We start from the raw sequence: 21,718 nt of genomic DNA, 5'->3' as shown, positions 1-21,718 counted from the left end.
GGGCGTCGCGAAAGCACACCCACACCTCACACTTCACACCCACACCTCTTATGTCCATTACTAAGGATTCGGAACTGTTAGGCATGAAACAAATCAGCGAAGTGGTGGGAGAAACCCTTCGCCTCATGCGTGAATTCGCCAGACCAGGCATGAGTGCTCAGGAACTGGACGATTATGGTGGTCAAATTCTGAATGGTTACGGGGCTAAATCTGCCCCTAAACTGACCTACGGTTTTCCTGGCTGGACTTGCATCAGCATCAACAACGAGATTGCCCACGGCATTCCCAGCGCCGGAAAAATCCTGCGGGAAGGTGACCTGGTCAACATAGATGTCTCAGCAGAAATGAATGGTTACTGGTCGGACAATGGAGGTTCTTTTGTCCTAGGCCGCGACTTGAACAAACACCAACACCTGGTAGATACCTCCAAACGCATCCTGCAAAAAGCCCTCAACAACATCCGCGGCGGCGTGCGCATCGCCGAAATTGGCCGCCTCATCGAAACCGAAGCAAAACGCTCTGGCTACCGCGTGATCAAAAACCTGACCGGGCATGGCATCGGCCGTAGCCTCCACGAGGAGCCACACGACATTGTAAACTATTACGATCGCTTCAATTATACGCGTTTTAAGAAAAATTCCGTAGTGGCAGTGGAGACCTTCATCTCTACGCGCACCCGTTATGCACACACGATGCCTGATGGTTGGACTCTGGCTTCCAGGGATGGGAGTTTTGTGGCGCAGCACGAGCATACCATTGTAGTGACGGATGGCAAGCCGATTGTGTTGACGGCGGGGAATGGGATATTTTAGGGTTGGATTGGCCCTGCTTCGCAGGTATTGCTTTTTCACCACCTAAGACATCTTAGTTCATCTTAGGCGCCACCTAAGGAAGATATTCCTAATTACTTCCATTCCATTCCTTGTCATTTAGGCGTAAAAATTCTGAAGTGCTGTAGGCTCTGAAGCTTGCGATCGTCGAGCCCGCTCGCGCAGCGAGCATCAAGGGATCGACGAGCGCCCACGAAGTGGCGGGTAAAATGCTCCGCTCATCGCATAGACATATTTCGGTTAACATCGCTCAAAACGAGCGCCCCAATAGTGGTACATAAAATGTTGGAGATTGTTTATATTAGAGCCCTTAGAAATGGATTAAAAAACTATGACCAGAGAAGGGATAAAAAACCTTATTGCCCAGGATTCTTTAGCTGATGCCATCGAGCAGTTGATGACTTCGGTTACGGCTTATTTGTTAACAGAAAAAGAGTCAGACGTTTTAGATATTCAGCATGTCCTTATTGTCAATTCTGCCAAGTTTAAAAAATGGGAAAAAGATAACAAGCGTGGTGTTTTGGATCATAAAGAAGAAGAGACCACCATCGCTCAAATTAGGGCTGCGGTACTTGATGTAATTGAAGCGTTGCCCGATAAATTTTGGACAATTCCATCCATTGCCGAGCAAGGTTTCGAAGCCCCCCCAAAAAAAATAGCAATTGAGGAAAGCGAAGGCTTTAAAACCTCTTTGCCTAAGCAGAAAGCAGACCTTTCAGAGGTTAAGAATTCAAACATGTTAATTGATTTCATCCTTAGCCATGGTGAAAAAGCTCCTGAATTTCAGTTTTTTCAGTTACACAAAGCAATTGAAAAAGAATTTGGCCGCATTTCTGAAGAGGATTTAGATAAATTAATTGTTGCTATTTCAGAAGAGGTGCAGAAGCGGGATGATGCGTTAAAAGTCCATATCCCCCAAGCAATGAAATTTTTTGTTGCAAAACACAAGGGAAACTGGGATCGGGAAGATGGATTATCCTTTATAAAGGAGCTTAATTTTAAATTTGAAGGTATATTGGACAAACTGGAGCTAGCCACTTTACTTGGAGAAGCACGTTCCACTTATTTAGCCCCTCTGCACGATTTCGTATTCATTAAAGGAGGTGATTTTTTTATGGGTACTTCGGATGATGAACCTGAATCGCTTAGTTATGAAAAACCACAACATAAGGTACAGATCTCGGATTTTTATCTTTGTAAATACCCAGTTACTTTAGCCCAATTTGAGGCCTTTATCTTGGCATCAGGTTACGAAACCGACGCAGATAAGTATGGAGGAATTAATAATTGGGATGGATTTAGGTGGGAAAAGAAAGAAAGTATCAATTGGCGATGTGATGTAGATGGAAAATGGCAAATGGATAAACAACACCCGGTCATTCAGGTTAGTTGGAACGATGCAAAAGCTTATTGTGATTGGTTAACTCAAGAATTAGGCTTGCCTGTGCGTTTGCCTAGGGAAGCGGAATGGGAATATGCTTGCCGAGCTGAGACATCCACTCCCTTCAACACGGGCGCAAACCTTACTTCGGCGCAAGCCAATTACGATGGGAATTTCCCCTATAAAAAATTCCCCAAAGGCTCTAGTTTGGAGCGTACCAGTCCCGTATGCAGTTACCCTCCAAATGCTTGGGGAATATTTGACATGCACGGCAATGTGTGGGAATTGTGCGAAGATTGGTACAGTGATGTCTATTATGAGGAATGTAATAAAGGTATCGAACCTGATCCAAAGGGCCCAGATTTAGGCTCTGTGAAGATTGTGCGTGGCGGCTCCTGGAGAGATAATGCTCATGACTGTCGCTCGGCTTTTCGCTACGGGTACGAACCTGAGTATCTCAGTACAGATACAGGTTTCCGTCCCGCAATTTCCTTGTAGCTCACAGGTATAGTTGGATGACAGCCACTGAACAGATGGACGCCCTGATCGGAAAGGCCTCTTGAGGTTTCCCGACAAAAACGTAGCGCTGGGGTGGTGCTAGTACAGGCAAATGATTTTTTGCGCCGAACGCTCTACAGGGGCAAAAAACTGGGCTTTAAACTTGATCAAGTTAAGGCCCTTCTTATTGGGGCTGAGGTAAAGTGGCTATCAAGCAATTGATAAAATTTAGGTTCAAGCAAGTTTATGATTTTTTGAGTGAAGAGTACATGAGTACATGACTTAAGAGTTTAGAAGTGGGCTACCGCAGCGACTTGTTCGGTGTCCTGCGTCTAGGTCGCTGCGGTAGCCCACTTCTAAACTCTTAAGTCATGTACTCTTAACTCATGTATTCAGTATGTAATGGGGTCTTTGCCAAAATCATTGAACAATTTACTAATTACCTGATAATCAAATCACCTCAAGTCTATCACTTATCCACCGCCGAATAAATCAACCTCGTAAACACCCCTTCACTACCCGGATCAGCCACCCCTTGCGTCTGCTTCATCAGCACCATGATCAACTTTTCCTTCGGGTCCGCCCAGTAATTCGTATTGAAATAACCACCCCAACTGAAGCGGCCAATGCTACCATTGCCCTTGTCTTGGCCCTGTTTGTTCAGTACACTGAAGGCCAGACTGAAGTGGGTATCACCCTTCTCGCCACCCAACAAATCACCGACCTGATTGGACTGGGTAAGCAAGTACACGTTGTAAGGTGCCAAAAAACGTTTGCCATTGAACACCCCACCGTTGACCAACATTTGTAGGAAAGAAGCGTAGTCTTTGGCCGTACTCGACAAGCCTGCACCGCCCGAAAACCAGGTTTTGGCTCCACTGATCGGGTAATTGGGATCGTAAAAAGTCACCGGGTACCGCTCCCATTTTTGGGCACCCTTGCTGGGGCGTTGCACGGGCACCAGGCGATCTTTTTTGGCATCGGGCAAATAAAAATAGGTATCGTTCATCCCCATGGGGTCGAGTAAGCGCGTGCGCAGGAATTGGTCGAAGGATTGCCCCGACCAAATCTCGATCAGGTAGCCCAACACGTCCAGGCCCAGGGCATAGGTGTATTTTTCGCCAGGGTTGTGTACCAGGGGCAATTTGCCCAGTTTTTTGATGTTGTCGGCTACCGTCACCGCTTTGGTGGTGTACAGGTCCACGATGCCCGCCTTGGCATTGATGGCGCTGAAGCGTTCATCGCCCGAAATAACCCCGTAGCTCAAGCCCGAAGTATGGCTCATCAGGTGCCTCACGGTGATTTCACTTTTGGCTGGAACGGTAGTGTAGCTTGTATCCCTCCAACTGAAACTTTGCAGCACCTGTGGGTTTTTGAACTCTGGAATCCACTTGGAAATCGGATCGTCCAGGGAAAATTTACCTTCCTCGTATAGCATCATCGCCGCTGTAGCCGTGATGGCTTTGGACATGGAGGCGATGCGGAAGATGTCATCGGTTTTGAAGGCGCGGCCCGTTTGGGCATCGGCGGTACCGAAGGCTTTGTGGTATACGATCTGTCCGTCGCGCACGACGAGGGCCACCATGCCCGGCAATTGATCCCGGCTGACGAACTCCTGAAAGACTTTGTCGATGCGGCTGAGGCGCTCGCTGGACATACCTGCGGCTTCGGGCGTTTTGGCCACGGTGAGCTGTTGGGGGCCACTGAGCTGGGCCGTGTTGGTTTGTGCGAAACAAAAACTGCTACTGAGCAGCAGGAAAAAAGTGTAGATGTAGGTTTTCATGAATCCTGTTTATAGCTTAAAAATAACAAAAGCGACAACAATTAAGTAAAGAGGGGCATTTCTGAGGTGTACCTTAAGTGCCTTAGGTTTCTTAGGTGGTGAAAAAATGTGCCGCTTTTTTTTTCCACCTAAGAAACCTAAGGCACTTAAGGTTCACCTTAGGAAGTTACCGCTCATCAAAACGAAAGCCCAGCCTCACGCCCACATACACCTGCGAAATCGCCGAATTATTCGATACCTCAAAATTGCCCACACTGGGATCGACCTCCAGCGCCTCCTCCAATCCAAACCAGCGTGCCTTCGGATAATACCGCAGCCCACCAAAAGGGGTGAAGGTGAATTGATCCGACAAACCAATGTCCAGTCCCATGCCCAGCCCCAAACTCGGCGCATAACTGCGACTGCGGGCCCGGGCACCACTGAACAAATCCGCTTTTCCTTCCAGCACGCTATACCCCGGCGATACTTGCAGGAACAATCCCTTGCCCAGTGTAGAACCCGACTTGGAAAAAGTTGGACATTGGCAATCCCCCTTCAAATCTAAAAAATAAAGGTTGAAATTGAGGAAAAGGCTACCCATTTGCTGCTCCAATTTTCCGATGTCGACAATCTCGGAGTCGTAGCGAGCATAGTTAAGCTCGGGCAGGAAGTCAAGGCGCAACCCTTTCATGGGAATCCAGACGTCGAGTCCAAAAGCAAGGTTATTGCCAGGCAGCTCATTGACGCTGTTGTTGACGGGATTGGAAAAACTCCAGCCGGGCGCATTGTTGAAGCGAAAGCTGGTGTTGATACCAAATTGAGCCTGAGCACTCAGTGCACAGAGGCTGAAACAAAACCACAGACCTATTCTAGACATGATGTTACCAGAGATTTTTTAGTTAAACGCATTAAACTTGGGCTAAAGTTTTCCTTTTAAAGGATTGCAGTTTTTATTTTTTTCCAAAAAGAATAAAAAAAATAAAAAGTATTTGCAGAATTCATGGCTTATACTACTTTTGCAATCCGGTGAGCGCACTTGGTGCTGCTCCTTCTAATCCCCCAGGGTGGAAACGCAGCAAGGGTACGAAGTTGAGCGCCCGTTGTGTGTCTCACCTTATTTTTTTCCTCTTCTTTGAGTCGTTCCGACCAGCTCTTACACTCCAATTCTGATTTCGTTCAAAAAGTGGACAATTGCCATTGACCTACATATCCCTGTTTTCCGACGATAATTAGCGGAAGCTTTGCTATTCCTTGTTATTTTCGCAACGTTCACAGAAAAAAGTTGTATACATGAAGAAATGGAGCCGCTTGGCGCAGATTGCAAGCTTCTTATGCTTACCGGTGCTGACCTGGGCACAAGCCGATCGTTGGCAACAACGGGCTGAATACCAAATGGAAATCGATTTTGACGTCGACAAAGACCAATTCAAAGGTACCCAACGCCTGGTGTACTACAACAATTCACCCGATACCTTGACCAGGGTTTTTTACCACCTGTATTTCAATGCTTTCCAACCGGGTAGCGCCATGGACGTGCGCTCGCGCAATTTGCCTGATCCAGACGGTCGGGTAGGAGCGCGCATCAGCAAGTTGAAGCCGAACGAAATTGGCTACCTCAAAGTCAACAAACTGACCCAGGATGGCAAGGAGTTGAAACACAGTACGGAAGGTACCGTTCTGGAAGTGACCCTGGACAAACCCATTTTGCCCAAAAGTAAGGTCGTTTTTGAGATGAATTTTGATGGACAGGTGCCCATCCAAATTCGCCGCTCGGGCCGCGACAATGCTGAAGGTGTGGACTATTCCATGGCCCAATGGTACCCTAAAATGGCGGAATACGACTATCAGGGCTGGCATGCCCATCCCTACATTGCCCGAGAATTTTACGGGATTTGGGGCGATTTTGATGTCAAAATCACCATTGATAAAAATTACGTCATCGGAGGCTCCGGGTATTTGCAAAACCCGGAAGAGATCGGCCACGGCTACTTGCCCGAAGGCCAAACGCCCAAACCTGCCAAAGGGGACAAACTCACCTGGCACTTCAAAGCACCCAATGTGCACGATTTTGTATGGGCCGCCGACCCCAATTACACCCATACCAGCCTCAAACGCCCGGATGGTCTGACCCTGCACTTTTTTTTCCTAAAAACCGAACGTACTCAGGACACCTGGGCTGCGCTTCCCAAGGTGATGGACAAAGCTTTTACGTACATCAACCGCCGCTATGGGCAGTATCCTTACCAGCAGTATTCCTTCATCCAAGGTGGCGACGGAGGTATGGAATATCCCATGGCGACTTTGATTACGGGGATTCGCTCGATGCCGAGTTTGGTCGGTGTATCGGTGCACGAGCTGATGCACAGTTGGTACCAGATGATCTTGGGCTCCAACGAAAGCCTGTACGCCTGGATGGATGAAGGTTTTACCGATTTTGCTACCCAAGACATTGAGAATTACCTGGCGGGTGAAAACCTGGTGCCTGGCTTAAGGAAAATGGACAACCCTTACCTGCAAACTTACGCAGGTTACTTCAATCTTGCTTCTTCCGGTGAGGAAGAACCGATGAGCACCCACGCTGATCACTTTTCCACCAACTTTGCCTATGGCCTGGCAGCCTACAGCAAGGGAGCCGTGTTTATGAATCAATTGGAGTACGTCATTGGTAAACCCGCTCTGGACAAGGGTTTGTTGCTTTATTTCAATACTTGGAAGTTCAAACACCCCAATTCCAACGATGTGATTCGCATCATGGAAAAGGCATCGGGCCTGGAGCTGGATTGGTACAAGGAATATTGGGTCAATACTACCCATACCATCGATTATGGAGTGGATGCCATTGAATCTGATGGCAATGGAGCCAAAATAACCCTCAAACGAGTTGGCAAAATGCCCATGCCCCTGGACGTGGTGGTGACCTATAAAAACGGCAACAAAGAAATCATCAACATCCCACTCGACATCATGCGTGGGGCCAAGCCCGCTGAAAACACCTCAACGCCTTATCGTGTAGCCGCCGATTGGCCTTGGGTCAATCCAACGTACGAGTTGCGCCTCAGTGTTCCGGCAACGGATGTGCAGCGTGTAGAGATTGATCCCAGCCTGCGCATGGCTGACGTAGACCGCAACAACAACAGCAGAAACTAAAAGATGGTAAAAACTTGAATCATCCCGATTTTTTGAAAGGCTAAAATCGGGATGATTCATTTTTGGCCCAACTACCAATACCATGATCAAAAAAAGCATCGCGGCAATCCCGCCTTTTACGGCTGGTGATGATACCCTCATTCGGGAGGTGTTGCACCCCAAGAATGAAGCAGTACCCATGTCTTACAGCCTGGCACATGCCGAATTGGAAGCAGGTAAAGCCTCTTTGCCCCATCGTTTGATGGAGCGTTCGGAGGTGTACATCATTTTGGAAGGGGAAGGTACAGCGTACGTGGATGGACAAGCAACTCATCTAAAAACAGGCGATGTGCTGTTCATTCCAGCAGGGGCAGAACAATACCTGGACAATACTGGGACACAAACCGTACGCTTTTTGTGTATTGTGGATCCGGCCTGGTCGGAAGAATCGGAAATCGTATAGATTTATTGAGTTGAGTTCCGGATACATGAGTTAATAGTTTAGAAGTGCTATGAACATCCTCCAATTGTGCAAAAAATTCCCTTTCCCACTCAAAGAAGGGGAAGCCATCGCGGTAAACTACCTCAGCCGAGGGCTCGTTGAGCAAGGCTGTGAGGTAGATTTGCTGGCAATGAACACCAGTAAGCACCCTTATACCCATGCGGAATGGCCGCAGGAATTTGACCATTATCGGGAAGTACAGGCGGTGGAGGTAGACAATCGGCTGAGTATTGGAGGAGCGATTAACAACCTTTTTTCCCGCACCTCCTATCATGTTTCCCGGTTCGATACTCCCGAGTTTGCAGCAGCACTCAGTGCTTTGCTCGAAAAAAATCAGTACGATGCCATCCTGCTGGAAACCCTTTACCTGGCGCCCTATATTTCGCTAATTCGCTCCAAAAGCAAGGCCGTAGTGGTCATGCGCAGCCACAATGTAGAATTTGCCATATGGGAGCGTGTTATAACTCATACCCGTTCTGCCTTCAAACGCAGGTATCTGTACTACCTCACCCAAAAACTGCGTCGATTTGAAATTGAGCAGTTGAAAAACTACGACCTGTTGGCCCCCGTCTCCGAACATGATTTACAGGTGTTCAAGGCATTGGGTTACACGGGGTATCATCTGGTGGCACCAATTGGCCTGGATCTGGAAGCCTATGTTGTAAAACCTTTGGACAAAAACGAAGCAATCAAACTCGGATTTATTGGTTCTTTGGATTGGATGCCCAATCAGGAAGGTCTGCAATGGTTTTTACAAAAAGTATGGCCATTGTTGCAAGGGCGTTTTCCGAATTTGGTTTTTGATATTGCTGGCCGCAATGCTCCCGAAGGCTTTTTGAGGGAAAAAATTCCGGGGGTGAATTTCCTGGGAGAAGTGCCCAATGCAGCAGATTTTGTGGCGACTCATCTACTTTCTCTTGCCCCTCTGCGTTCAGGCAGTGGTTTAAAAGTAAAAGTTTTGGAGGCGATGGCTTTAGGTAGGGTAGTGCTGGGAACCTCGATTGCGCTGGAAGGAATCCCCGCTCAGGATGGCCGCCATGTGTTATTGGCCAATACTCCGGAGGATTTCGTTCGGCAAATAAGCTTTCTGCTGGAAAAACCCGAACTAGCAGCAGGATTAGGAGCCGCTGCGCGGGATTTGATCCAATCCACTTTCGATTACCGCGATGTAGCTCGTAAAATGATCGCAAGTATCGCAAGAATAGGGGCATAAAAAATGAATGGTTATTTTTGCGGCACTAGATAGTTTAATCGTATGGAAAATAATGTGTTAGATACGGGCGAAGGGCGTTGGACCAGCTTCTCTTATGCTGATGAAAATGACCCCTGGTGGAAAAAAAAGCTGATCGAAACGGTTGAATTTTCTACCGGCCGAGCTAGGATTGAACGTTTGTACAACCGGATTCGCGACCTGGATGTGCCCGCCAAATCCCTCTGGAGCCTGGGCTTACAACAGTTGCAAATTGACATGTTGTACGACCGGGATAAATTGATGAGTATGCCCAAAACGGGCCCACTCATTTTTATTGCCAATCACCCCTTCGGCATCGTGGATGGCCTGATGTTGGCAGCCCTGGTGGCAGAGCTGCGCGACGAGTTTGTTTTTTTAGTCAACGAAGTTCTCACCCGGGACGAGCGACTCAAACCTTTTTTGTTGCCCATCGACTTTCGAGAAACCAAGGAGGCCCTGCGCACCAATCTGGACTCCAGGGAGAAAGCCGTGGAACGACTTAAAGCAGGTGAGGCATTGGCCATTTTTCCTTCGGGTGCAGTGTCCACCTCCAAATCCTATTTCGGCCCTGCCGAAGACTTGGAATGGAAAAACTTCGTGCTCAAACTGGTGCAACAATCCCGGGCTACGGTAGTCCCATTGTACATTGAGGGGCAAAACAGCCGGATGTTCCAAATGGTCAGCCAATTCAGTGTGGCCCTGCGTTTGGGCATGTTGTTGTATGAAACCGTCAATAAAATGAAGCGCCAGATTCGGGTACACATCGGCGATCCGGTTACCTATGATGAGTTGGAAAACAATTGCACCCGGCCAGAAATGCTGGGGTATTTGCGGAAGAAAGTTGAAGCGTTAAAACCATAAATGAAAAAACACAATTTCAATCCAGGCCCAGCCACCATCCCCACTCCCGTTTTGGAAGAAGCTGCCCAGGGTTTACTCGAATACCAGGGGAGTGGATTGTCTTTTGCTGAAATGAGCCACCGGGCACCACAAGTGATGGCAGTGGTGGAGGAGGCAAGTACTTTGATCAAAACCCTTTATGGCCTTGGCGATCAGTACGAGGTCATTTGGATGCAAGGTGGAGCCTCGGCCCAATTGGCCATTGCACCAATGAACCTGTTGGACGAGAAACGTTCTGTTGCCATTGTCAATACAGGGTACTGGGCAGTAAAGGCGATCAAGGCGGCCAGCGAAATTGGCCGGGTGAGCATATTGGCTAGTTCGGAGCAGAGCCGTTTTGATCACATCCCCAAAAACTGGACGCTTCCCCCTGATGCCCAATACCTGCACCTGATTTCCAACGAAACCATCGATGGCAACCAATGGCAGCAGTACCCGGATGTGGCCGTTCCCATTGTAGCGGACATGACTTCTGATTTTTTGACCCGCCCTCTGCCCATTGAAAAGTTTGGGCTGATTTTCGCCAGTGCCCAAAAAAACTTTGGAATTGCGGGCTGCACTTGTGTAGTGATCAACAAAGACTGGCTGCATGCCCGCAAAAAGCGGGCCATTCCAACCATTTTTGATTACCAAACCCACATCGAGACCCAGTCTCTGTACCATACTGCACCGACCTTTCCCATTTACTTGGCTTGTTTGGCGCTCCGCTGGACATTGGCCCAGGGAGGCTTGCCTGTCATGGCGCAACGCAATGCTGAAAAGGCCGCACTTTTGTATGGAGAGATTGATGCAAACCCCTTGTTTGAAGGGAGTGCCCAAATCGCTGATCGTTCCATGCTGAACGCCTGTTTCCGCATTACCCGACCAGAGTTGGAAGATGCTTTTTTGAACTTTGCTACTCAGCATGATGTGGTGGGTATCAAAGGATTCCCGACTGTGGGAGGTTTCAGGGCTTCGATGTACAATGCTTTGCCCTTGGAAAGTGTGCAGGTATTGGTAGATTTGATGCGCGATTTCGCTCAACGCCATTGAGTAACCTGATTTTACCTAAATAACAGCTACGACTATGCTGAGTTGCCAAAAATCCTTGTTCAGTATTTCCGAAGAAATCACCTACCTCAACTGCGCCTACATGTCGCCCCAACTCAAACAAGTGGAGCGCATCGGCCAGGAAATGGTGAGCCGCAAAAGCCAACCCTGGCTCATCCAACCCGATGATTTTTTCAAACCCGGCGAAGCGCTTAAATCCGCATTTGCCCGCCTGATCAATACCCCGGAAAAAGACCGTATCGCCGTAACTCCTTCCGTATCTTATGGCCTGGGAACGGTAGCGCGCAACCTGAAACTGAAACCCGGCCAAAACGTCATCGTAGCGGAAGAGCAATTTCCCAGCAATTATTACGCCTGGAAACGGGTGGTAGAGGTGGGTGGAGCCGAATTAAGAGTAGTGAAAGCCCCGGCAGGTTCACCACGTAGTAGCCTTTGGACCGAAGCCATCCTGCAGGCCATTGATGCAGGTACCGCCATGGTTGCTTTGGGCAATGTACACTGGGCAGATGGCACCCTTTACGATTTGAAACAGGTTCGCTCCCGAACTGAGGAAGTAGGCGCGCTGCTGGTGATCGACGGAACCCAATCGGTCGGCGCCCTGCCTCTTGACATAAGCGAGCTACGCCTGGATGCCCTGGTGTGCGGAGGGTATAAATGGCTGATGGGGCCTTATTCTTTGGGCGTAGCCTATTACGGACCTCGGTTTGACAACGGCATACCCCTCGAAGAAAACTGGATCAACCGCATGAACAGCGAAGATTTCAGTGGCCTGATCAATTACCGCGACGAATACAAACCCCAGGCTGGGCGCTACATGATGGGCGAACAAAGCAACTTTGTATTGGCGCCCATGCTGGCTGCGGCCATCGAGCAATTGCTGGAATGGGGTGTGGACAATGTGCAGGAGTATTGTAAACGCATTGCCGCCAATGCCATCGAAGACTTGCGGGAAATGGGTTGCCAAATCGACCCCAGTACACACCTGGCTCATCACCTGATCGGGGTGCGACTGCCCGAGGGCATGGATATGCCACGCTTGCAGGCGGAATTCAAAAAACGCCGGGTCTTTGTGTCAACCAGAGGGAATGCCATTCGGGTTGCGCCCAACGTGTACAATACGCCGGATGATTTTGAGGTGTTGTTGGATTGTTTTCGGGAGGTGCGGGGGTAGTTGCTTTAGACGACAGGCTAAATTCAAAATCGACCCCTACTTTTACCCACATTCTCCAAAAAAAACACTCCCCTTACCAAATCACCTAAAAAATCCCTATCATTGCGGGATAGAGTACCAACTATGACCGAAACCGAGACAACACTGCAAAACGACATCTTCCTCCGCGTGGCCAAAGGTGAAAGCACCGATCGTCCTCCCATTTGGCTCATGCGACAAGCTGGGCGAGTACTGCCCCAATACCGCGCTCTACGCGCCCAATTCGCCGGATTCCGAGAGTTCTTGTTCCATCCAGCCGCTGCTGCCGAGGCGACCATCCAGCCCATCGACGAATTGGGGGTGGATGCAGCGATCATTTTTTCTGACATTTTGGTGGTGCCCGAAGCCATGGGACTGCCTTATGATATGGTGGAAAAACGGGGCCCTTTATTCCCCAAAACCATCCAAACTGCACAGGACATCGCCGACCTGATTAGCGGAGAAGCCGCTGCCGACAACATGGAGTACGTGTACGAAGCCCTGCGCATCACCAAAAGGGAGTTGAACGGGCGAGTGCCACTCATCGGTTTTGCTGGAGCGCCCTGGACCATTTTTGCTTACATGGTAGAAGGGCAGGGGAGTAAGACCTTTGCCAAAGCCAAACAGTTTTTGTACCGCGAACCAGTTTTGTCGCACCTCTTATTGGAGCGCATCACTGATACTACCATTGCCTACCTCAAGCGAAAAATCGCCAATGGGGCTGACTTGATCCAATTGTTTGATTCCTGGGCGGGAATCCTTAGCCCGGCTCAATACCGCGAATTTGCCACACGTTACATCAGTAAAATTTGTGACGCCCTTACAGAAGTGCCCGTGACCGTCTTTTCCAAAGGGGCCTGGTTTGCCCTCGAGGACATTGCAGCCCTCAATTGCCAGGTAATTGGCCTGGACTGGAACATTACGCCGCAGGAGGCTAGGGCCAGGGTAGGGGAGCGGCCGGTGCTTCAAGGCAACTTAGATCCTTGCTTCCTTTATGCCGATCATGACACCATTCGGGCAGGGGCCTTACAAATGGTGCAGGATTTTGGACCTAAACACATCGTTAACCTGGGCCACGGATTGTACCCAGACCTCGATTTGGAGTCGGTCCGGGTATTTGTAGATACCATAAAAACTTATCGATATTGAGTTGAGAAGTTGAGGCTGTGTTGCGACTCACACCTCCACGCTCACACGTTTACACGCACCCTTGTTTTTTCTCCCCTTTTTGCGTTAATACGCTGTTTATTTGTGAGTAATGTGTTAAAAAATGTTCCGCCATGAGAAAAACACCTATTCTCTTGTTGGGGGCCGGACTGCTCGTTCAGTTTTGTCAAAACCCAAAACAGGCCCCGGAAATTGAAACAAAACCGATTGAACCCGCAGTAGCCAGATTTGCTTGCAGGGGAGCAAGCCCGGTATTGTGGTTGGTTGATATTTATCCTGATAGCATCGTTTATGAACGAGGTGGAGGGAAAAAAATCGTTTACCTCAAACGGATAGAAGAAAAAAAAGGTGACACCACGGTTTTTAAAACGAGGTTGAAGCTCTATGAAAAAGAAAGTAAAATGACCATCAAAATCATTCCTGATTCTTGCTCTACAGGCCAGGACGCATTGAGATTTCCCTATACTGCCATCATCGAACGGGATGGAGATGTGTTGAATGGTTGTGCCTCAGGTGCAGCTCCCAACTAATTTTGTAAGCTTTGTTTGATTTTTCGATGCGGTTCCCTGAGTTTACGCAGTATCCACCTATTTAAAAAGCACTATCTTGGATGCTCCATGTATCGAGTTATTGCTGCTTTGTGGTTGGTCTTTTTTGCAATCGAGCCCTTGATTGCCCAACAGCCCTTTTTTAAAAACTACCAAATCAAAGATGGGCTTTTGTCCAATTACATCTATTCGGTGTTTCAGGACAGCAAGGGCTACATTTGGGTCAGTTCCGATGTTGGCATCAGTCGTTTTGACGGCCAAAGTTTCACAAACTACAACACGGCCCATGGCATGCCCGACAACGAGGTGTTTTCGATGCACGAGGCCAGGGATGGACGCCTCTGGTTTGCTACACTGAGGGGTAAACCATGCTTTTACTTTCGCGACAGCATTTTCAGTGAAAACAACCTCCCTTTTCTCAAACGTTGCGACGTTCAAGGCATGATCATCAACATCATCGAACTGGAGGACGGGCGCATCGCCTATTGTTCTACCCACAAGGTTTTGATCATTGATTTGGTGCACAAAAAAGTGGAAGAGCGTTCTTGTGGCGAAGGGATTATTTTGGCCTGGAAAGATCGGTTTGGTCAATTGATGGGCGCTGGACGAGATTTTGGCCATATAACCAAGCATGGAATTCAAGCTGAAATGGTTCCCCCGGCTATCCTTCAACCGGCCAGGGCGATTCCGGCCGGGGACTCCGTTTTGATCTCCACCAGTCATAAGTTATACAACTGTTATCCCAGGAGCGGCCAATTGCAGTATCGCGAATTGCCTACTCCTTTGGAGAAAAACAATGAATTCATCTATTTGCGGCGAAGTGGAGCAAAACTTTGGTGTGGCACCCGCAACGGAGTGTATTTGTTGGATTATCCTTCTTTACAAGTTAACCGGTATTTTCTTGCTGGGCGCTCAGTTTCCTCGGTGTTGGAGGATCGTGAGGGCGGTTTGTGGTTCTCCACTTTTGAAGATGGACTATTTTACGTGCCGGCCCCCAATATTCAGCACTTTACTACTCAGGATGGGCTTATTTTTAACCGCATTACTTGTTTGAGCCAGGACGCTCAAAGCCGCCTTTGGATCGGTTCGGAAAGCAGTGCCTATTCCATTTATGATGGAAAAAAGATGCAATCCCGGCAAATTTTTCCCGAAAATGTCAAAAACAAAAACATTCGCAATATTCGCCACTTTGCCGATGGTACCACTTTGGTGATTGGCAAGGCCGCTTCCTTGTATTTGCGAGAGGGTATTGAAAGATACCTTTGCCACCGATCCCTCGATGTCAACATTGATCAGCATGGAGAATATTGGGTGGGAGGTACCGGGCTATTTCATTTGGATCTAAAAACACTGCCCGAGGTGTTGGTGTCACAACAGCAATTGCAAAAATTCGGACTAGAAAGTTTGTACAGCCGGGTAAAAATCAATCGACTACCCGGCATTCGAGTGGAGCGGCTTGTATTTGATGAAAACAACCGAAAATGGTTGGCTACACCGAATGGATTGTTTAGTTTTAAAGGTAAGGAAGCCGAAAAACTGATTCTACCCTATGGCATCAAAGACCTGGATTTTGATGATAAGAACCAAATTCTTTGGGTATTGACAGAATCAAAGGGGTTGTTCGTCATTAAACACGGTCGATTGATTGACAGTATCGCCATTGCCAACAAACGAGGTGGAGTCATTTGTTGGGATTTATGCAGGGATCAGCACAACGAAATCTGGATAGGCACCGCGGGAGGTTTGTTTCGGGTCCTTGGCAAACCTGGAAAACTAAAATTGATCGATTATTGGGGAATATTGGGGCTGGGGTCGGAAAAAATCAATGCCATCGAAGTCAGTAAAAATTACATTTACATAGGCAAAGATGATGGTTTGTTGAAAGTGCCTCGGGTGGTTTTAGCCTCGCCATCGCCACCACCGGTGGTGCTGCTCAAATCTTTACGGATCAATAATGTTGCCCAAGCCATTTCTCAAAAAAGAGCCATTCCTCTGCATTACTCAAGGGGACCTTTAAGCATTGAATACGAAGGACTTTCTTATCGGGAGTCCCAAAATATTCGCTACCGCTATCGTTTGGCGGGACTGGATGAAAAGTGGTACGAAACAGCCGTCGAAGCGGTGGAATATGTCAACCTTCAACCAGGGTACTACACCTTTGAAGTTATGGCCCTGAATGGGTCAGGGATCGCCAGCGTGCATAGTACCCAGCTGCGTTTGTGGATCAAACCTCCCTTTTGGCGTGAAACCTGGTTTTACGTTCTGTTAACCGCTTTGTTTATTTTGTCCATCATTTTGTATGTGAGAGCCCGGGAGCAAAAACTGCGGCGCAAATACGAGATTGAAAACTTGCTGATGAAAAGCAGCCGCGAAAACTCGGAGTTGCAAAAACGCATCTCTGATTTGCGGATGTTGGCCCTGCGCTTGCAAATGAACCCCCACTTTATTTTTAATGCCCTCAACACCATCAAAGGATATTACGGACAGGATAAGGTAGTGGAAGCCAATGCTTTTATTGGCAAATTTGCGCGACTCCTGCGCCTGAATCTGGACTATTCGGATAGCTTGATTCCTTTGGAACAGGAAATGGATTTACTGCGCATTTATGTACAGCTTTCCCAAATTCGCTACCCGGAGAAAATTGAGCTCGATATGCTGCTTACTCCAACCCTCAATGCTGCTGAAATTTTGATCCCCTCCATGCTGATTCAACCCTTTGTGGAAAATGCAGTTATCCACGGAGTGGTACCCAAAAAAGGCAAAGGCAAGATTACGATTGAATTTTCCGTGCAAGACCAAAACCTGGTGGTGCAGGTAAAAGACGATGGAGTAGGGCGCGCAGCTTCCGGGCAGCACAAACTCCGGGACATGCACAAACCCCTGGCTACACAAATCACCACGGACCGGCTAAAACTATTGGGGCAATCGGAAAAAACGCCGATTCAAATCCTCGATTTGGTAGACGAGCTGGGCCAGCCTTTGGGCACTGAAGTTGTCCTAATGATTCCTTTTCAACACAAAAAAAAGTTATGATCAGAGCCATTATCATCGATGACGAACCCGCTGCACGAGCATCTCTGGAGTTGGAGATTCGCCTGCATTGCCCGGAAATCAGGGTGGTGGCCGAAGCAGAATCGGTTCTGGAAGGAATTCGAATCATTCAAGCCACTCCTCATTTTGATTTGTTGTTTTTGGACATTCAAATGGCGGATGGTACAGGTTTTGATGTCTTGCAAAATGTAGAAACCGATCGCTTTAAAACTATTTTTACGACTGCCTATAGCGAATATGCACTGCGCGCCATCAAGTTTACCCCTCTGGATTATTTACTCAAACCCATTGATGCCGAAGAACTCAAGGCTGCTGTACACAAAGCCCTCCGCCAGCAACAAACCGATATCCAGGAACAAATTCGTAGCTACCTCAGTCACTTGGCGGCACCGCAATTGAGCCCACGGGTATCCTTGGCCACTGCAGAGGGCATTCATTTGTATTTTGTCAAAAACATTGTCCGCTGCGCTTCTGATGGAAATTATACCACTGTTTTTTTTGAAGACAAAAGTAAGTTATTGGTAGCCAAAACCTTAAAAGAACTGGAACTGTTGTTGGGCCCCTATCAGTTTGAACGCATCCACAAATCGCATCTGATCAATCTGGATCACCTGCGGCGCTACTACAACCGCTTTGCCGGAGAAGTAGAAATGAGCGATGGCGTCTTGCTTCCCGTTGCGCAACGCAAAAAGACCCAATTGTTGGAATTACTCAATCGTTTGAATTCGACACAATTGGGAGAATAAAACCTCACTTGCGAATACTCAATCAAAGCTATCGTTGATCCTTTTTAGGACTAGTAAATTAATTGTGCATACTATCATTGTGTATCGAATGGCTTGAAGGCCTGCCAATTATTGGCCTAATCTTCTCAAAAACTGATTGTATGCACAAAAGACCTCATTACCTTTTTGTTTGGGTAATTTTAATTTATGTAAATGTACCAGGCATAGCCCAAATTGATCCCCTCAAAGCGGCTAAGGATTTGGGGAAGAGTGTTCCCGTGAAAAGAGACCCCGCCCCCAATAATCCTAATTCCAGTAGGCCAACTTCTTCCAATAACAACCCTGCTCCCCCTTCAACAGGAACCAATTCGCCTACGCCTCTGGATGCCTCAGCAGAAAGTAGTCCGGCGAAAAGTTTCATCGCCAGTTTCTGGAAAGCCATTGATAAACTCAAGGCAGCATCGGCCGCGCAGCAATACCATTTGTACTACAGCAATATATCCAGCGCGGAAACCAATTTGCGCAACATCAAAATGCGTGACCCCAATTATGACACCAAAGCGCTTGAGGCTGAATTGGACAAATACAAAGCAGAGCAGCAAGGAGCCAGCGCTCAGAAAGAAACGACTCGGGACATAGCTGCGAACACCATTGGCTTCCTGTCTGATTTGTTTGGAAGCGACCAAACTTCTTATTCCACGAACCTTACTTATGAACAGGGCGTATCCGCACACCAAGAGAAACTCCAGGCATTCACTAGCAAAGTAAACCAGTTTTTGGCGTCTAATCCAGACCAGTCTGTGATCAAAAGTAAGGAAGCTATTGCTACCCAAAAAGCCAATTATGTGGCGGGAAAAGTTGCAGAATATGAAAAAAGCATCAACGAAAATACCTCTAAAGCGGGTTTGACTACCCATCGGGAATTGATTGGAATGGACGTTTATTGGAGCGCCGTCGTGAAAATTTTTCCAAATCTACCAGCCCCAGCTTTCGCCTCCCAAGCGGTCAAAGCAGCTTTAGCACGCCTGGGTACCGAGGCTGAAATGTTGGCCAAGTTCAATAAAAACGAGGTCGAAAAAATGAAAAACACCAAAATGCCAGCCGCAGTAACGGTGAATCCAGCCTTGGAAGCAGAGTTCAAAAAGGTAATCGCAGAAATGGGATGGAAGGAAAGTGTTGTAAAAATCAATTTGCTTACCCGGGATTGGACTACGCTCTACCACAGCGTTACCGGGAACATCATTGCCAGGACCCAGCAGGCAGCTGTAGTTGCCAAAAAGAATGACGGAAATTGTATCCTGTATAGCATCACCATTGTGCAGGAACATACGGGGGCTGGGAAGTACGGCTCCTCAAAGCATTATTCGGACGGGGTTCTTGCAGATAAGTTCCTCTGCGAAAACGCCAAATAATTTAGGGACGGGATTTCTCATATACTAGACTGAAAGGTCGGTCAGTAAGTTTTTATTTCCTTCGAAGGGGAAGGAGCACTTCCTATTCCATTTTTTAACCCAAAGGATCAAAGTAGTACATGTATAATCTCTGAACATTTTTGATTGAGGGGGCAGTTTTCTGCTCCTTTTTTTTTTACGATAGTCTGGGCGATTCTACTATTTTTGTAGACTCATCAACAGACACCATGGAAGTAAAGAAGAATACCTTTAAAAGCTCCGCTGCTGCCAACAATGACAAACCTCAGCTTGGTTTATGGAATGGCCTGGTCGACAGTTCAGTAGTCGAAATATTGTCCAGCGCAGGTTATGACTGGGTGTTGGTCGACGGAGAACATGCACCCTTCGACTTGCAAAGCATCCTGATTCAGTTGCAAGCCTCTTCACGCTACGAGGTGCCGATTTTTGTGCGGATTCCCAAAAGTGATCCCATCATCATCAAACAAATTCTCGATCTGGGAGTGCAAAATATCCTCGTACCCATGGTTGATTCGGCAGAAGAAGCCGAACTCATGGTGCAAGCAACCCAATATCCTCCCCGAGGCATCCGGGGAATCGGTACTGCCATGGCCAGGGCGGCGCATTGGGCCCAAAATGAGGATTACCTCTATACTGCAGGCCCGGAAATTTGTATGATTGTGCAGGTAGAAAACGTGCCCGGTATTCAAAACCTGGATGCGATTCTGGCAATAGAAGGCCTGGATGGGGTGTTCATCGGCCCGGCGGATTTGGCAGCCTCCATGGGGCATTTGGGCAATTCCAATCATCCCGACGTAAAAAGTACCGTTCTTGATGCCTTGCGGCGCATCCGCGAGGCTGGAAAAATTGCGGGTGTAATGGCACTGGACAAACCTACCGCCGATGAGTACATTGCTGCGGGCGCCAATATGGTGGCCATTGGAATTGATACTTTGTTGCTGATCAAAGCTTGCCGGGATTTGCTGCACAGTTTCCGGCCGCAGGATGATTCGACGGCTGGAACCAAATATTAAAACTTTGGAAAACCTATGCGTCTCTGTTATTGGCTATTGCTGCTGTTGATGTGTTGTGGAACATTGCCCTCCTGTTATCTTTTGAGGGCCTATAAATACCGTCACCTTAAGTTGGAATCCTTGTCTTCCCTCCGCTCGGTACCCCTGCAAAAGAGTAGGGAACCGTTTCGTTTCGTTGAAACAGGGGCAAACAAAACCCGGTTGAAGCGCACTCTGGACTCCATTCTGGCACCAACCCATACCTATTCTTTTTTGATCATTCGGAACGATTCCATTTTGTACGAGAATTATTTTGGCAACATCAAACCGGAAACCCAACTGCCCTCTTTTTCAGTAGCAAAAGCTTTTGTTGCTACACTAGTTGGCATTGCCCTGGATGAGGGAAAAATCAAAAGCCTAGATGATCCCATCACGACTTATTTACCCGAGCTAAAAAAACGCGATCCCAATCTGGAAAAAGTCACCATCCAACACTTGCTGGATATGCGCAGTGGCATCAAAAGCCTGGAAACTTCCAATAGCCCCTTCAGCAATGTGATCAAATTGAGTTTTGGCCACAACGTGACCAAAGTTGCCCTGAAATCCAAAACGGAAAAAACACCAGGTGAAAAAGAATACAAAAACCTGAATACCCAATTGTTGGGCCTGATTGTAGAAAGGGCAACCCAGCAGAAGCTCCAGGATTATTTGCAAACAAAAATCTGGACGCCCTTACAAATGGAAAGCAACGCGAGTTGGAATATCGACGCCCGCAAAACTGTTCGGGCCTTTTGCTGCATCAATGCCACCACCCGGGATTTTGCAAAATTAGGCCGCTTGTACTTGTGCCAGGGACAATGGAATGGTCAGCAAATTGTTTCTACAGATTGGGTAAGGGCGTGCACCGATCCAAAACTCATGGAACAATACAACGGCTATAAAAACCAGTGGTGGAGCCGTCCATCTACGCGCACTTTTCGGGATTCTACCGAAGCCTATACATTCAGCCAATCAACCCCGTACCCCAGCGTAGTAAATGCTCGTCCTGGCCGCGACGGGCGGGGGCGGTTTTATCGGGTAGCATACCGTTCTCCGGCTTATTACGCTGCGGGTGTGCTCAATCAATTTGTATTTGTGCACCCTACCAAAAATTTAGTGATTGTTCGTTTGGGGCATTATTGGGGGAATTCTTCATTTGGACCAGATGCGTTTTTGTATTGGGTGGGGGATCAGTTGTGAATTATCGTGAAAGTTTAATACTTCGCCTTCGGCGATGCGATAAATAAATTTTTAGCAACAAATGACACGAATTTTTACAATTTGTGTCATTTGTTGC

General features: G+C 47.8%; 17 protein-coding genes. 15 read left to right on the top strand and 2 right to left on the bottom strand.

Annotated features, from left to right (window positions below; all coding sequences use genetic code 11):
- Positions 1-50: 50 nt before the first annotated feature.
- Both map and SFV55_RS13445 read left to right on the top strand, forming a co-directional pair.
- On the top strand, positions 51-812 hold the full coding sequence (gene map / locus SFV55_RS13450; protein WP_320030029.1) for a type I methionyl aminopeptidase: 762 nt from the start codon (positions 51-53) through the stop codon (positions 810-812).
- Between the two features lie 349 nt (positions 813-1,161).
- Complete coding sequence (locus SFV55_RS13445; protein ID WP_320030028.1) at positions 1,162-2,709, top strand: SUMF1/EgtB/PvdO family nonheme iron enzyme; 1,548 nt, start codon at positions 1,162-1,164, stop codon at positions 2,707-2,709.
- Between the two features lie 469 nt (positions 2,710-3,178).
- Here the strand turns inward: SFV55_RS13445 and SFV55_RS13440 are convergent, their stop codons facing one another.
- Entirely contained in the window at positions 3,179-4,492 is a 1,314-nt protein-coding gene (locus SFV55_RS13440; RefSeq protein WP_320030027.1) for a serine hydrolase domain-containing protein, read from the bottom strand.
- Between the two features lie 166 nt (positions 4,493-4,658).
- Positions 4,659-5,348 (bottom strand): hypothetical protein, encoded by a 690-nt coding sequence (locus tag SFV55_RS13435; protein ID WP_320030026.1) that lies wholly within the window; start codon positions 5,346-5,348, stop codon positions 4,659-4,661.
- A gap of 413 nt (positions 5,349-5,761) precedes the next feature.
- Here SFV55_RS13435 and SFV55_RS13430 point away from each other — a divergent pair, with 413 nt between their 5' ends.
- From SFV55_RS13430 to SFV55_RS13370, 13 genes are all read left to right on the top strand, one after another.
- Positions 5,762-7,618: a M1 family metallopeptidase gene (locus tag SFV55_RS13430; RefSeq protein ID WP_320030025.1), complete on the top strand. Its 1,857-nt coding sequence runs from the start codon at positions 5,762-5,764 to the stop codon at positions 7,616-7,618.
- 82 nt (positions 7,619-7,700) lie between these two features.
- A complete protein-coding gene (locus SFV55_RS13425; RefSeq protein ID WP_320030024.1) occupies positions 7,701-8,060 on the top strand; it encodes a cupin domain-containing protein in 360 nt (119 codons plus the stop codon).
- 49 nt (positions 8,061-8,109) lie between these two features.
- Positions 8,110-9,312 carry a glycosyltransferase family 4 protein gene (locus tag SFV55_RS13420; RefSeq protein WP_320030023.1) on the top strand — a complete coding sequence of 401 codons (1,203 nt, stop codon included), beginning with the start codon at positions 8,110-8,112 and terminating at the stop codon, positions 9,310-9,312.
- Positions 9,313-9,354: 42 nt separating this feature from the next.
- Positions 9,355-10,191 carry a lysophospholipid acyltransferase family protein gene (locus SFV55_RS13415; protein WP_320030022.1) on the top strand — a complete coding sequence of 279 codons (837 nt, stop codon included), beginning with the start codon at positions 9,355-9,357 and terminating at the stop codon, positions 10,189-10,191.
- Positions 10,192-11,262, top strand: a complete 1,071-nt coding sequence (gene serC / locus SFV55_RS13410; protein ID WP_320030021.1) for a 3-phosphoserine/phosphohydroxythreonine transaminase — start codon at positions 10,192-10,194, stop codon at positions 11,260-11,262.
- 34 nt (positions 11,263-11,296) lie between these two features.
- Positions 11,297-12,451: an aminotransferase class V-fold PLP-dependent enzyme gene (locus tag SFV55_RS13405; protein ID WP_320030020.1), complete on the top strand. Its 1,155-nt coding sequence runs from the start codon at positions 11,297-11,299 to the stop codon at positions 12,449-12,451.
- 123 nt (positions 12,452-12,574) lie between these two features.
- Positions 12,575-13,618 carry a uroporphyrinogen decarboxylase gene (gene hemE, locus SFV55_RS13400; RefSeq protein WP_320030019.1) on the top strand — a complete coding sequence of 348 codons (1,044 nt, stop codon included), beginning with the start codon at positions 12,575-12,577 and terminating at the stop codon, positions 13,616-13,618.
- Positions 13,619-13,749: 131 nt separating this feature from the next.
- Complete coding sequence (locus SFV55_RS13395; RefSeq protein ID WP_320030018.1) at positions 13,750-14,166, top strand: hypothetical protein; 417 nt, start codon at positions 13,750-13,752, stop codon at positions 14,164-14,166.
- Between the two features lie 87 nt (positions 14,167-14,253).
- Positions 14,254-17,217 (top strand): two-component regulator propeller domain-containing protein, encoded by a 2,964-nt coding sequence (locus SFV55_RS13390; RefSeq protein WP_320030017.1) that lies wholly within the window; start codon positions 14,254-14,256, stop codon positions 17,215-17,217.
- Complete coding sequence (locus SFV55_RS13385; protein ID WP_320030016.1) at positions 17,214-17,981, top strand: LytTR family DNA-binding domain-containing protein; 768 nt, start codon at positions 17,214-17,216, stop codon at positions 17,979-17,981. The genes SFV55_RS13390 and SFV55_RS13385 overlap by 4 nt, the downstream gene beginning before the upstream one ends.
- A gap of 140 nt (positions 17,982-18,121) precedes the next feature.
- Positions 18,122-19,372, top strand: a complete 1,251-nt coding sequence (locus tag SFV55_RS13380) for a hypothetical protein (RefSeq protein ID WP_320030015.1) — start codon at positions 18,122-18,124, stop codon at positions 19,370-19,372.
- A gap of 227 nt (positions 19,373-19,599) precedes the next feature.
- Positions 19,600-20,403, top strand: a complete 804-nt coding sequence (locus SFV55_RS13375) for an aldolase/citrate lyase family protein (protein WP_320030014.1) — start codon at positions 19,600-19,602, stop codon at positions 20,401-20,403.
- Between the two features lie 201 nt (positions 20,404-20,604).
- Positions 20,605-21,621, top strand: coding sequence for a serine hydrolase (locus tag SFV55_RS13370; RefSeq protein WP_320030013.1), 1,017 nt, complete (start codon positions 20,605-20,607; stop codon positions 21,619-21,621).
- Positions 21,622-21,718: the final 97 nt, after the last annotated feature.

Origin of the sequence: Haliscomenobacter sp. (assembly GCF_033763495.1) — a bacterium.
Lineage (GTDB): Bacteria > Bacteroidota > Bacteroidia > Chitinophagales > Saprospiraceae > Haliscomenobacter.
The sequence above is the reverse complement of the archived record's forward strand: the minus strand, read 5'-3'. Positions and strand labels throughout refer to the sequence as shown.

What these genes read in the sequence shown, in the direction of transcription:
- SFV55_RS13375 (WP_320030014.1), top strand. Translation starts at nt 19,600, where the DNA reads ATGGAAGTAAAGAAGAATACCTTTAAAAGCTCCGCTGCTGCCAACAAT.
- SFV55_RS13425 (WP_320030024.1), top strand. Translation starts at nt 7,701, where the DNA reads ATGATCAAAAAAAGCATCGCGGCAATCCCGCCTTTTACGGCTGGTGAT.
- map (WP_320030029.1), top strand. Translation starts at nt 51, where the DNA reads ATGTCCATTACTAAGGATTCGGAACTGTTAGGCATGAAACAAATCAGC.
- SFV55_RS13405 (WP_320030020.1), top strand. Translation starts at nt 11,297, where the DNA reads ATGCTGAGTTGCCAAAAATCCTTGTTCAGTATTTCCGAAGAAATCACC.
- SFV55_RS13415 (WP_320030022.1), top strand. Translation starts at nt 9,355, where the DNA reads ATGGAAAATAATGTGTTAGATACGGGCGAAGGGCGTTGGACCAGCTTC.
- SFV55_RS13395 (WP_320030018.1), top strand. Translation starts at nt 13,750, where the DNA reads ATGAGAAAAACACCTATTCTCTTGTTGGGGGCCGGACTGCTCGTTCAG.
- SFV55_RS13380 (WP_320030015.1), top strand. Translation starts at nt 18,122, where the DNA reads ATGCACAAAAGACCTCATTACCTTTTTGTTTGGGTAATTTTAATTTAT.
- SFV55_RS13430 (WP_320030025.1), top strand. Translation starts at nt 5,762, where the DNA reads ATGAAGAAATGGAGCCGCTTGGCGCAGATTGCAAGCTTCTTATGCTTA.
- SFV55_RS13435 (WP_320030026.1), bottom strand. Translation starts at nt 5,348, where the DNA reads ATGTCTAGAATAGGTCTGTGGTTTTGTTTCAGCCTCTGTGCACTGAGT.
- SFV55_RS13445 (WP_320030028.1), top strand. Translation starts at nt 1,162, where the DNA reads ATGACCAGAGAAGGGATAAAAAACCTTATTGCCCAGGATTCTTTAGCT.
- hemE (WP_320030019.1), top strand. Translation starts at nt 12,575, where the DNA reads ATGACCGAAACCGAGACAACACTGCAAAACGACATCTTCCTCCGCGTG.
- SFV55_RS13385 (WP_320030016.1), top strand. Translation starts at nt 17,214, where the DNA reads ATGATCAGAGCCATTATCATCGATGACGAACCCGCTGCACGAGCATCT.
- SFV55_RS13420 (WP_320030023.1), top strand. Translation starts at nt 8,110, where the DNA reads ATGAACATCCTCCAATTGTGCAAAAAATTCCCTTTCCCACTCAAAGAA.
- serC (WP_320030021.1), top strand. Translation starts at nt 10,192, where the DNA reads ATGAAAAAACACAATTTCAATCCAGGCCCAGCCACCATCCCCACTCCC.
- SFV55_RS13390 (WP_320030017.1), top strand. Translation starts at nt 14,254, where the DNA reads ATGTATCGAGTTATTGCTGCTTTGTGGTTGGTCTTTTTTGCAATCGAG.
- SFV55_RS13440 (WP_320030027.1), bottom strand. Translation starts at nt 4,492, where the DNA reads ATGAAAACCTACATCTACACTTTTTTCCTGCTGCTCAGTAGCAGTTTT.